Origin of the sequence: Cytobacillus dafuensis (genome assembly GCF_007995155.1) — a bacterium.
Lineage (GTDB): Bacteria > Bacillota > Bacilli > Bacillales > Cytobacillaceae > Cytobacillus > Cytobacillus dafuensis.
Map to the genome: position 1 here is coordinate 2,003,694 of NZ_CP042593.1, position 12,536 is coordinate 2,016,229.

A 12,536-nucleotide genomic window follows, 5' to 3' on the forward strand; every position below is an offset into this window, starting at 1 on the left:
ATCTGCGAGTTTTCTTTATTTCCATGTCCGTAAATTGTTGTTCCCATTGTAAAAACTTACTCAGATTTTAATTAAATTGTACGGAGATAATAGTTAGAAACAAATAAGAACGGAGGATCTTAAATGGATGCAAAAGCAGAAGCCCTTTATTCAGAACTCCGTAAAATTAGACAGGAACTTATTGAAAGACTAGAGTATAAAGATGCATCATCACTTATCAGACCAATTATTCAAGAAGAGCTTTCAGATATTGAAGACACATTAAATAAAATTGAAATGGGTCTTTATGGTAAATGTGAAATATCAGGGGAACTAATACCTGAAGAACTATTGGAAATGGTGCCTACAATAAAAACATTAGATGATTGCTTCAAAATAGATGGTTATTTTCGAAAGGCATTATTTGATTAAGTTAAGCTTATCATTAGATTTTTTAGTTTTCTTAATTGTAATTGCAACTGTTTTTCGTAAAACTGTGTTTTTTAAATAGAATGTGCTAAAATGCAAAGGTAATACAATGAAGAGTTTGGAGGTTACCTTTGTGTTTTTTTACATAATTGCCTTATTTATTATTGCTCTTGACCAATTTACTAAATGGCTAATCGTAAAGAATTTAGAATTAGGCGAAAGCATTGAAGTGATTGATAACTTCCTTTATATTACCTCCCATCGTAATAAGGGTGCAGCATGGGGAATATTAGAAGGTCGAATGTGGTTTTTTTATATCATCACCATTATTGTAGTTATTGGGATTATTTATTATATTCAAAAGGCAGCAAAGGGAAAGTGGCTTTTAGGTGTCTCTTTAGGCTTCATGCTTGGAGGAGCCATTGGTAATTTTATAGATCGGGTTTATCGTCAAGAAGTAGTGGATTTTATTGACACGTATCCTTTTGGCTATAATTTCCCTATCTTTAATATTGCTGACTCTGCTTTAGTAATCGGCGTGGGAATGCTGATGATACAAATGCTCCTGGAAGAGAGAGCATTGAAAAAGGAGAAATCTAATGGAGAAAATGGAACACATCATTCCTGAGGAACAAGTGGGTGAAAGAATAGATAAAGTCCTCTCAGCATTGAATGAGGAATGGTCTAGAACTCAAGTTCAGCAGTGGATTAAAGACGAGAATGTTCTCGTTAATGGACAAAAAATTAAAACTAATTATAAGTGTAGCATCAATGATCAAATCGTTATCAATATTCCTGAACCGGAAGAATTAGATGTAGTTCCGGAAGAAATGAATTTAGAAATTTATTATGAGGATCATGATGTTTTAGTCGTAAATAAACCAAAAGGGATGGTTGTTCATCCTGCACCAGGTCATTTAACTGGAACACTTGTTAATGGATTGATGGCACACTGTAAGGATTTATCTGGAATTAATGGTGTCATGAGACCTGGCATCGTTCATCGGATTGACAAGGATACTTCAGGATTATTAATGGTAGCAAAAAATGATCTTGCTCATGAAAGTCTTGTCAATCAATTAGTAGAAAAATCAGTAACAAGAAAATACAAAGCAATTGTACATGGTGTGATTCCACATGACTACGGAACGATTGATGCGCCAATCGCACGTGATCAAAAGGACAGACAGAGCATGGCAGTATCTGACAATGGGAAAAAAGCTGTAACTCATTTTCAAGTTCTCGAGCGTTTTAATGATTTTACCTATATTGAATGCCAACTAGAAACGGGTCGAACACATCAAATACGTGTACATATGAAATATATCGGTTACCCCCTAGTAGGAGATCCAAAATACGGTCCAAGAAAAACACTTGAATTAGGTGGACAAGCCTTACACGCAGGCGTATTAGGCTTTATACATCCAAGATCAGGAGACTATTTGGAATTCGAAGCACCATTGCCTGCATATTTTGAGCAACTACTCGAGCAGCTAAAAATTAACCATTGACATGCGGCTAAATATGCAATAAAATTGCTATAGTTAAATAAGTCCTTTAATAGCAGTCCCGTGAGGCTGGGAAGGAAGCGGATAATGGTCAAGTGTATTGAATTATACCTTGATTTATGGAACAGTCGTTTACCCTCTCGCCAAATCGGCGAGAGGGTTTTTATATTAGAATAATTTTTCTCAAGTAAATGAATTTAGTTTGTTTCAGCATTCAAATGAGGTGATTATCATTTCACAAAAAGCAGTCGTTTTGGACGAACAAGCAATAAGAAGAGCACTGACTAGAATCGCTCATGAAATAATTGAAAAGAATAAAGGAATTGAAGGCTGTATTCTTGTAGGCATTCGAACTAGAGGTATCTACCTCGCAAACCGTCTAGCTGAACGAATTGAGCAAATTGAAGGAACTAAAGTTTCAGTCGGGGAGATAGACATTACTCTCTATCGAGATGATCTGACAAAAAAAACAGAGAATCAAGAACCGCTTGTAAAAGGATCAGATTTACCGACAGATGTTAATGATCAAAAGGTTATCCTAATTGATGATGTTTTATACACAGGAAGAACGGTTAGAGCTGCTTTAGATGCACTTATTGATATTGGCAGACCTTCGTCAATTCAGCTTGCAGTTTTAGTCGATCGCGGACATCGAGAACTGCCAATTCGTGCTGACTTTGTTGGGAAAAATATCCCGACATCAAGTTCAGAAAAAATTGTAGTGGAACTAAAAGAAGTAGACAATGTCGATCAAGTAAGTATTCATAATAACTAAATAGCCCTTTTTTAAAAGCAGTCCCGTGAGGCTGACAAAGGGGGAAGCATGCAAAAGCAATTATTCTTTTGCATGACTTTTATACCCTCTTTGTGCCAATTGGCAAAAAGAGGGTATTTTTTTGGAAAACTGAAAAACGCAGAAGAATATAGAGAAGCTGGTGCTTATGAAGAATTTTTTTAGAACCAGTACCTGCAAAATCTAATAGGGAGAAGATAAATAATGAGCAAACCCATTTTAGATATTAAAGACGTACCAACACCAATACAATGGATAACATTAAGCTTACAGCATTTATTTGCAATGTTTGGTGCAACTGTTTTAGTTCCTTTCTTAGTAGATTTGGATCCTGCGATTGCATTAATTTCGAGCGGCTTTGGAACACTTGCTTTTTTAATCATTACACAATGGAAAGTCCCAGCCTATTTAGGCTCATCATTCGCTTATATCACCCCACTAATAGCGGCTAATAATGCTGGTGGGATTGGAGCAATGATGATTGGAAGCTTTATGGTTGGACTCGTTTATGGAGTTATAGCTCTAATTATTAAAAATGGCGGATATCGTTGGCTCATGAACCTCCTGCCACCGATCGTTGTAGGACCTGTTATTATGGTTATTGGATTAGCATTATCAGGAACAGCAGTAGGTATGGCGATGAATGACCCCGTAACAGGGAAATACAGTATGGTGCACTTCTCGGTTGCACTCATAACATTAGCAGTAACGATCATTTTCTCAATTTACTTCAAGGGAATGCTCAGCATGATCCCGATACTTGCTGGAATAATTATTGGTTATATTTATGCCGTAATCGTAGGAGTTGTAGATTTTACTGGGGTAATAGATGCTGATTGGATAGCAGTTCCGAATTTTGTCTTCCCATTTGTCGATTATGATTTAAAAATTACATTGGATATTATCCTCTTGATGGTTCCAGTTGCAATCGTGACGATATCTGAGCATATCGGCCATCAGCTTGTACTTGGAAAAGTAGTAAATAAAGATTATATTAAGGATCCTGGACTACATCGTTCGATTCTAGGAGATGGGATGGCTACAATTATCTCTGCAATCATGGGTGGCCCTCCAAAGACTACTTATGGTGAAAACATTGGAGTACTCGCTATTACAAAGATTTATAGTGTTTATGTATTAGCTGGAGCAGCAATTATCGCGATTATCTTTGGTTTTATAGGAAAAATATCAGCATTAATTAGTTCAATCCCAACACCAGTAATGGGTGGTGTATCTATCCTTTTATTCGGGATTATCGCATCATCAGGTTTAAGAATGCTTGTAGATAGCAAAGTGGATTTTGGTGACAAGCGCAATCTAGTTATCGCATCTGTTATCCTTGTTATTGGAATTGGCGGTGCACATATTGATATAGGTATGGTACAGATCCAAGGAATGGCATTAGCAGCAATTGCAGGGGTATTATTAAACCTACTATTACCTGGAAGAGAAAAAGAACAGAAAAATATGTTCGAAATTGAATTAGAAAAAGAATTTGATAACGCCTTTTAAGTAAGTCCAGAGAGATTTAAAAGGGTGTTGAAAGCCAAAGCTTAGCATATAAGAGTTCTTATATTTATTTGCTGAGCCTTGCTATGAAGTTTTTCAACACCCTAACAAAAGTTAGGGTGTTTTTCTATATTAAGGGGAGGGATTTAATTGAAACATTTACTTACCACAACTGACTTAAAAATTGAGGAAGTGAAAGAGATTCTAGTAGATGCACAGTATTTTTTAGATGGTGGTACATGGACACCGAAAGAAAATATATTTGTGGCCAATCTCTTCTTTGAAAACAGCACAAGAACGAAATGCAGTTTTGAAGTAGCAGAAAGAAGACTAGGTCTTGATATCATTCCTTTTGAGGTTAGTACATCGAGTGTTTCTAAAGGTGAATCCCTTTATGATACGGTTAAAACGCTTGAAGCGATTGGCGCAAATGCAGTTGTCATTCGCCATAGCAAAGATCGGTATTTTGACGAACTAAAAGGAATATCAAACGTTTCCATTATTAATGCAGGTGATGGCTGTGGGCATCATCCAACACAGTCATTACTTGATTTATTAACAATCAAGCAGGAGTTTGGCAGCTTTGAAGGTCTTAAGGTCGCGATAATTGGTGATATAAGACATAGCCGTGTAGCGAGATCCAATGCTGATGTTCTAGTGAGACTTGGTGCAAAGGTTGTTTTTTCCGGACCTGAGGAGTGGTTTGATAATGAACTTCTTGAAAATGGCGATTATGAGAACATCGATACAGCAATACAAACATCTGATGTGGTCATGCTCTTGAGGATACAGCATGAGCGCCATGAAGTTAAAGGTAAAAGGACAGTTGAAGAATATCACAAAGCATACGGATTGACAGAAGAAAGAGAACGACAAATGAAGCCTGGCAGCATCATCATGCATCCAGCGCCTGTCAACCGTAATGTGGAAATTGCAGATAGTTTAGTAGAATGCGAACGTTCGAGAATATTTAAGCAAATGCAAAATGGTGTGTATGTCCGAATGGCAGTATTAAAAAAAGCAATTGAACAATCTGAAGGGAGCGATAACAATGTCAACACTAATAAAAAATGGCCAGTTGCTAACTAATGAGGGTGAGTTAAAAAGAACCAATATTTTAATCGACTCAGGAAAAATTGTGGAAATTGGCGAGGGAATGGTTAGAGAAGCGGATGAAACAATTGATGCAACCAATTTGTTGATTGCTCCTGGATTTATTGATCTTCATGTTCATTTACGTGAGCCAGGCGGTGAAAAGAAGGAAACGATTGAATCAGGTACAAGAGCTGCAGCAAAAGGTGGATTTACAACTGTTGCAGCTATGCCGAACACAAGACCAGTTCCTGACTCAAAGGAGCAATTAGAGAAACTTAATAAACGAATTGAAGAAACCGCATCTGTCCGTGTACTTCCATATGCATCCATAACGATTCGTGAATTAGGTGAAGAACTGACTGATTTTCAAACTTTGAAGGAAGCAGGAGCATTTGCCTTCACAGATGATGGAGTTGGAGTTCAATCCGCTGCGATGATGCTAGCTGCTATGAAGAAAGCTGCGGAAATCAATATGCCAATTGTTGCGCATTGCGAAGAAAATACTCTTATCAACAAAGGATCAGTACATGAGGGAGAATTTTCAAAAAAGCATGGATTAAATGGAATTCCATCAGTTTGTGAATCAGTTCATATTGCAAGAGATGTTCTGCTCGCAGAAGCTGCAGATTGCAACTATCATGTTTGTCATATAAGCACGAAGGAATCTGTAAGAGTTGTTCGTGATGCGAAGAAAGCAGGAATTAAGGTTACTGCAGAAGTAACACCTCATCACCTCCTGCTTTGTGACGAGGATATTCCGAGTCTTGATGCAAATTATAAAATGAATCCTCCACTTAGAGGAGCAGCAGATCAAGAAGCACTCATTGAAGGCATACTAGATGGGACAATCGACTTTATCGCTACTGATCATGCACCACATACAACAGAGGAGAAATTAGAAGGCATGCAGCTTGCTCCATTCGGAATCGTAGGATTGGAAACAGCCTTCCCACTTCTCTATACTCACTTTGTTGAAAAAGGAATATTTACCTTAAAACAATTAATTGACTTTTTAACAGTAAAACCTGCTAAAGCATTTGGCCTTTCTTCAGGAAGAATTGAAGTAGGAGCATATGCGGATATCGTTTTACTTGACTTAAACCATTCTGAAAAGATTAATCCGGAACAATTTGCTTCAAAAGGGCGAAACACACCTTTTGCTGGCTGGGAATGCAAAGGCTGGCCAGTATTAACAATCGTAAATGGAAAAATCGTATGGAATAAGGAGAGTGTTACAGCATGAAAAAACAGCTTATTTTAGAAGACGGCACTGTGTTTATTGGAGAAGGATTTGGAAGTGATACACACACGATTGGTGAGATTGTCTTTAATACAGGTATGACTGGATACCAGGAGGTACTATCAGATCCTTCGTATTGCGGACAAGTCGTCACGCTAACTTATCCACTCGTTGGAAATTACGGAATAAATCGAGACGATTTTGAATCGATTACACCTGCTATACAAGGCTTTATCGTAAAGGAAGCTGCCAGCTTTCCATCCAATTGGAGAAATGAAAAGACACTTGATGAATACTTCAAAATCAAAAATATTCCTGGAATTGCAGGGATTGACACGAGAAAGCTTACTAGAATCATACGACAATACGGAACATTAAAAGGTGCGATTTGTAGTATAGACGATAATGTAGAGTCGGTTTTGGAGAAATTGCGGGCTACAAAGCTTCGCCAGGATCAAGTAAAGCAAGTTTCTACAAAAACGGCTTATCCTAGTCCGGGGCGTGGAAAAAGAGTGGTCTTAGTAGACTTTGGAATGAAGCATGGCATTTTAAGAGAGTTAAATAAAAGGGATTGTGATGTAATTGTTGTACCTTATAATACATCAGCAATTGAAATATTAAACTTAAGCCCAGATGGGGTCATGTTATCAAATGGACCTGGGGACCCGAAAGATGTACCAGAAGCAATTGACATGATTAAAGAGCTATTAGGTAAGATTCCGCTCTTTGGAATATGTCTAGGCCACCAGCTATTCGCTCTAGCATGCGGTGCTAATACAGAAAAAATGAAATTTGGTCACAGGGGCTCTAATCACCCTGTAAAAGACTTAAAAACGGGGAAAGTTGCACTGACTTCACAAAATCATGGATATACGGTAGAGGATAGCTCTATTGATAATACTAGACTAGAAGTAACTCATATAGCATTAAATGACGGTACAGTCGAAGGATTAAAGCATAAAGATTTTCCTGCATTTACTGTCCAATATCATCCAGAAGCTTCCCCTGGACCAGAAGATGCGAATGGTCTATTCGAACAATTCTTGCAAATGATTGAATCTGAAGAACAGGAAGGTGCTTGCTAATGCCAAAACGCACAGATATAAAAAGTATTTTAGTCATCGGATCAGGTCCAATCGTTATTGGTCAGGCAGCAGAGTTTGATTATGCAGGTACTCAAGCATGTATTGCCTTAAAGGAAGAAGGTTATCGCGTCATTTTGATCAACTCAAACCCTGCAACGATTATGACGGATACAGAGATTGCTGATGCGGTGTATATCGAACCGCTAACCTTGGAATTTGTAAGCCGGATTATTAGAAAAGAGCGTCCAGATGCCCTTGTACCGACCCTTGGAGGTCAGACCGGATTAAACCTTGCTGTCGAGTTAGCTAAATCAGGCGTCCTTGAAGAATGCGGGGTAGAAATTTTAGGTACAAAGCTTTCAGCAATTGAGAAAGCAGAGGACCGCGATCTATTCAGAAGCTTAATGAATGAATTAGGTGAGCCTGTTCCAGAAAGTGACATTATTCATTCATTAGAGGAAGCATATGATTTCGTAAATAAAATTGGCTATCCCGTTATTGTTCGCCCAGCATTCACACTTGGTGGAACGGGCGGAGGAATATGTAATGATGAGGAAGAGCTAATCGAAATTGTAACAAGTGGATTAAAACACAGTCCTGTTACACAATGTTTATTAGAAAAAAGCATTGCCGGATATAAAGAAATTGAATACGAAGTGATGAGAGATTCGAACGATAACGCCATCGTTGTATGTAACATGGAAAATATTGATCCAGTCGGTATCCATACTGGCGACTCAATTGTCGTTGCACCGAGTCAAACACTTAGTGACCGTGAGTACCAGCTTTTAAGAAATACATCTTTAAAAATCATTCGTGCGTTGGAAATCGAAGGCGGATGTAATGTTCAGCTAGCTCTCGACCCATACAGCTTTAACTACTATATTATTGAAGTAAATCCAAGGGTAAGTCGTTCATCAGCATTAGCTTCGAAAGCGACAGGGTATCCTATTGCAAAATTAGCAGCAAAAATTGCTGTGGGATTAACTTTAGATGAAATGATGAACCCCGTTACCGGGAAAACATATGCATGTTTCGAGCCTGCATTAGATTATATCGTGACAAAAATCCCACGTTGGCCCTTTGATAAATTTGAATCAGCAAACCGTTCCTTAGGCACGCAAATGAAAGCGACTGGTGAAGTCATGGCTATCGGCCGGACACTTGAAGAATCTTTATTAAAAGCAGTCCGTTCTCTTGAAGCAAATGTATTTCATCTTGGTGTAAATAGTGCTAATGAAGCTGACGATGATTTGCTAGAGAAGAGAATCCGAAAAGCTGGAGATGAACGCTTATTCTTTATCGGTGAAGCTCTTAGAAGAGGGGTAAGTATTGAAACCCTTCATGAGTGGAGTCAAATCGACTTATTTTTCCTTCATAAGATGGAAAAGATCGTAGCATTTGAAAAAGAACTATCAAAGTATCCTTACAACATAGAAATTGCTAAGAAAGCTAAGGAAATGGGCTTTGCGGATATTGTGATCGCTCAGTTTTGGGGAGTTTCGGAAAAAGAAGTATACAACTGGAGAACTGAGAATGGAATAATTCCAGTTTATAAAATGGTTGATACATGTGCAGCCGAATTTGAATCAGAAACACCTTATTACTATGGCACGTATGAAGAGGAAAATGAATCGGTTGTGACAGATCGTAAAAGTGTTGTTGTACTTGGTTCAGGCCCAATTCGAATTGGCCAAGGTGTAGAATTTGACTATGCGACAGTACACTCGGTATGGGCAATTAAGGAAGCTGGCTATGAAGCGATTATCATTAATAATAACCCTGAGACTGTTTCTACAGATTTTAGCATCTCTGACAAGCTATACTTTGAGCCGCTGACAATTGAGGACGTCATGCATATTATTGATCTCGAAAAACCAGAAGGTGTAGTTGTCCAATTTGGAGGACAAACTGCGATTAATCTTGCAGCAAGTCTAGTTGAAAGAGGAGTAAAAATACTTGGTACTTCACTTGAAAACCTTGATCGTGCAGAGAATAGAGACAAATTTGAACATGCATTGGCAAAATTAAATATTCCTCAGCCAAAAGGAAAGACGGCACTATCTGTAGAAGAGGCAGTTGCCATTGCTAGCGAAATTGGCTATCCAGTACTTGTTCGCCCATCATATGTTCTTGGCGGCCGTGCAATGGAAATTGTTTATAAAGAGGAAGAACTATTGCATTATATGAAAAATGCCGTAAAAATTAACCCTGAGCATCCAGTATTGATTGATCGCTATTTGACAGGAAAAGAAATTGAAGTAGATGCGATCTCTGATGGCGAAGGAATATTAATTCCTGGAATAATGGAGCATATTGAACGTGCAGGCGTCCATTCTGGTGACTCAATTGCCGTATATCCTCCTCAAAGCATTTCAGACGAAGTAAAATCAAAAATAATAGAATATACTGAGAAGCTTGCAAAGGGATTAGGAATCATCGGATTATTAAATATCCAATATGTAGTCGCTAATGAAGAGGTATTTGTGATAGAGGTTAACCCAAGATCCAGCCGTACAGTACCATTCTTAAGTAAAATTACGAATGTGCCAATGGCTAAAATTGCAACAAAGGTTATACTTGGACAAACACTCGCACAGCAAGGCTACAAAACTGGCCTTGTAGCTGAAAAATGTGGGGTTTATGTTAAAGTTCCAGTTTTCTCTTTTGCCAAATTAAGAAGAGTGGATATTACCTTAGGACCTGAAATGAAATCCACTGGAGAAGTAATGGGGAAAGATAGCACATTAGAAAAAGCATTATACAAAGGTTTGGTCGCTTCTGGTATGAAAATTCATAAATTTGGTTCAGTCCTTATGACTGTATCTGATAAGGATAAAGAAGAGGCTTTATCACTTGCGAAACGCTTCGTATCAATTGGCTATCGGTTAATGGCCACAAACGGAACTGCGAAATATCTACAATCAGCGGGAATACCTGTAAAAACTGTCGATAAAATTGGTTCTGAAGGTCCAAATCTCCTTGATGTAATCAAAAACGGAGAAGCACAAATTATCATTAACACTTTAACAAAAGGAAAACAGCCTGAAAGAGATGGATTCCGCATTCGTCGGGAAGCTGTAGAAAATGGTGTTCCATGCTTAACTTCTCTCGATACAGCTGATGCTATTCTACAGGTAATTGAGTCCATGAATTTCTCTGCAGATGCAATGGAGAAATCTGCGGATATCAAGGAGGAAGTCTTGGCATGATCAAAAAGGAATTATGTAAAGTCGTTTCACAAAAAGAAATAGCGGAACATATTTTCGAGCTCACCTTACAAGGTGAGCTTGTCTACGAAATGGATGAGCCGGGGCAATTTGTTCATTTAAAAGTATCTGATCATCTTGACCCACTATTAAGGAGACCAATAAGTATTTCTAACATAAATAAAAATCAACAACAATTTACAATGATTTACCGTGCCGAAGGAAAAGGAACTGTTTTGTTATCAAAGAAAAAATCCGGGGAATTTATTGATGTTTTAGGACCATTAGGCCATGGATTTCCAATTAACGAGGTACAGCCAGGTGAAACAGCTCTTTTAGTTGGCGGAGGTATCGGTGTTCCACCTTTATATGAATTATCTAAGCAGCTTGTAAATAAAGGTGTAAAGGTTATCCATGTACTTGGCTTTCAATCCTCTAATGTAGTTTTCTATCATGAAAAATTCACACAACTTGGTGAAACATATATTGCAACAGTTGATGGCAGTTATGGAGCAAATGGATTTGTTACAGATGTAATTGAAAGTGAAAAAATTGATTTTAACATTCTCTATTCCTGTGGTCCAACACCAATGCTTAAAGCACTTGAACAAGCTTATAAACAAAAGAAGGTGTATCTCTCTTTGGAAGAACGTATGGGCTGCGGCATTGGTGCTTGCTTCGCATGTGTTTGCCATACTGGGGATGATCCAACTGGTTATACGTATAAAAAGGTATGCAGTGACGGTCCTGTTTTTAAAGCGGGGGAGGTTGTCCTATGAAATCATTACAAGTTAGCTTACCAGGATTGGAATTAAAAAATCCGATTATGCCAGCATCAGGATGTTTCGGGTTTGGCCGTGAATTTAGCGAGCTCTTTGATCTTAGCTTGTTAGGTGCCATTATGATTAAAGCAACGACTTTTGAACCTCGATTTGGAAATCAAACGCCACGAGTAGCAGAAACATCTGCAGGAATGCTGAATGCAATTGGGCTTCAAAATCCTGGGTTAGAAAAAGTAATAAACGAAGAGCTTCGTTGGCTGGAACAATTTGATGTGCCAATTATTGCAAATGTTGCAGGATCGCTGGAAGAAGACTATATTGCAGTAGCAAAAGAAATTTCTAAAGCCCCTAATGTACATGCACTTGAATTAAATATTTCCTGTCCAAATGTAAAAACAGGGGGAATTGCTTTCGGTACAATTCCTGAAGTAGCAAAAAACTTAACGAAAAAAGTAAAGGAAGTATCTGAAGTTCCTGTTTATGTAAAGCTTTCACCTAATGTTACGAATATAGTTGAAATGGCAAAAGCAGTTGAAGACGGCGGTGCTGATGGTTTAACAATGATCAATACACTTATTGGCATGAGAATCGATATCAAAACTGGCAACCCTATTTTGGCTAACAAGACGGGCGGACTTTCAGGACCAGCCATTAAACCTGTTGCGATTCGAATGATTCATGAAGTAAGTCAGCACGTTCATTTGCCGATTATTGGTATGGGTGGTGTTCAAACTGCAGAGGATGTCATTGAATATTATTATGCTGGCGCCAGTGCGGTCGCTGTAGGGACTGCTAACTTTGTAGATCCGTTTGTATGCCCAACGATCATTGAAGAATTACCAGAGCTAATAAGAAGCCTTGGCTTTGAGCATATATCTGAATGTACGGGAAGGAGCTGGAAATAACG

12 protein-coding genes are annotated in these 12,536 nt (G+C 38.2%); all 12 read left to right on the forward strand.

All coding sequences use genetic code 11. From position 1 onward, the window contains the following. Positions 1–123 precede the first annotated feature (123 nt). The 12 genes from FSZ17_RS09490 to FSZ17_RS09540 all read left to right on the forward strand — a co-directional run bounded on the left by FSZ17_RS09490 (position 124) and on the right by FSZ17_RS09540 (position 12,534). Positions 124–411: a hypothetical protein gene (locus tag FSZ17_RS09490; RefSeq protein ID WP_057769708.1), complete on the forward strand. Its 288-nt coding sequence runs from the start codon at positions 124–126 to the stop codon at positions 409–411. 106 nt (positions 412–517) lie between these two features. After that, positions 518–1,036: a signal peptidase II gene (gene lspA / locus FSZ17_RS09495; protein WP_082625183.1), complete on the forward strand. Its 519-nt coding sequence runs from the start codon at positions 518–520 to the stop codon at positions 1,034–1,036. Further along, the gene (locus FSZ17_RS09500; RefSeq protein ID WP_057769711.1) at positions 1,008–1,919 is read left to right on the forward strand and encodes an RluA family pseudouridine synthase; all 912 of its coding nucleotides are present in this window, start codon (positions 1,008–1,010) and stop codon (positions 1,917–1,919) included. The genes lspA and FSZ17_RS09500 overlap by 29 nt, the downstream gene beginning before the upstream one ends. A 229-nt stretch (positions 1,920–2,148) precedes the next feature. After that, positions 2,149–2,691 carry a bifunctional pyr operon transcriptional regulator/uracil phosphoribosyltransferase PyrR gene (gene pyrR, locus FSZ17_RS09505; RefSeq protein WP_057770657.1) on the forward strand — a complete coding sequence of 181 codons (543 nt, stop codon included), beginning with the start codon at positions 2,149–2,151 and terminating at the stop codon, positions 2,689–2,691. Between the two features lie 48 nt (positions 2,692–2,739). Then, entirely contained in the window at positions 2,740–2,874 is a 135-nt protein-coding gene (locus tag FSZ17_RS23905; protein WP_267128901.1) for a hypothetical protein, read from the forward strand. 39 nt (positions 2,875–2,913) lie between these two features. After that, the gene (locus tag FSZ17_RS09510) at positions 2,914–4,221 is read left to right on the forward strand and encodes a uracil-xanthine permease family protein (protein WP_057769712.1); all 1,308 of its coding nucleotides are present in this window, start codon (positions 2,914–2,916) and stop codon (positions 4,219–4,221) included. Positions 4,222–4,368: 147 nt separating this feature from the next. Continuing rightward, a complete protein-coding gene (locus FSZ17_RS09515; RefSeq protein ID WP_057769715.1) occupies positions 4,369–5,307 on the forward strand; it encodes an aspartate carbamoyltransferase catalytic subunit in 939 nt (312 codons plus the stop codon). Next, positions 5,270–6,556 (forward strand): dihydroorotase, encoded by a 1,287-nt coding sequence (locus FSZ17_RS09520; protein ID WP_057769717.1) that lies wholly within the window; start codon positions 5,270–5,272, stop codon positions 6,554–6,556. Before FSZ17_RS09515 ends, FSZ17_RS09520 begins: the two co-directional genes overlap by 38 nt. Beyond that, on the forward strand, positions 6,553–7,638 hold the full coding sequence (locus FSZ17_RS09525) for a carbamoyl phosphate synthase small subunit (protein ID WP_057769718.1): 1,086 nt from the start codon (positions 6,553–6,555) through the stop codon (positions 7,636–7,638). The genes FSZ17_RS09520 and FSZ17_RS09525 overlap by 4 nt, the downstream gene beginning before the upstream one ends. Further along, the gene (gene carB, locus FSZ17_RS09530; RefSeq protein ID WP_057769720.1) at positions 7,638–10,850 is read left to right on the forward strand and encodes a carbamoyl-phosphate synthase large subunit; all 3,213 of its coding nucleotides are present in this window, start codon (positions 7,638–7,640) and stop codon (positions 10,848–10,850) included. The genes FSZ17_RS09525 and carB overlap by 1 nt, the downstream gene beginning before the upstream one ends. Then, positions 10,847–11,626: a dihydroorotate dehydrogenase electron transfer subunit gene (locus FSZ17_RS09535; RefSeq protein ID WP_057769722.1), complete on the forward strand. Its 780-nt coding sequence runs from the start codon at positions 10,847–10,849 to the stop codon at positions 11,624–11,626. The genes carB and FSZ17_RS09535 overlap by 4 nt, the downstream gene beginning before the upstream one ends. Further along, entirely contained in the window at positions 11,623–12,534 is a 912-nt protein-coding gene (locus FSZ17_RS09540; protein WP_057769724.1) for a dihydroorotate dehydrogenase, read from the forward strand. The genes FSZ17_RS09535 and FSZ17_RS09540 overlap by 4 nt, the downstream gene beginning before the upstream one ends. Positions 12,535–12,536 lie beyond the last annotated feature (2 nt).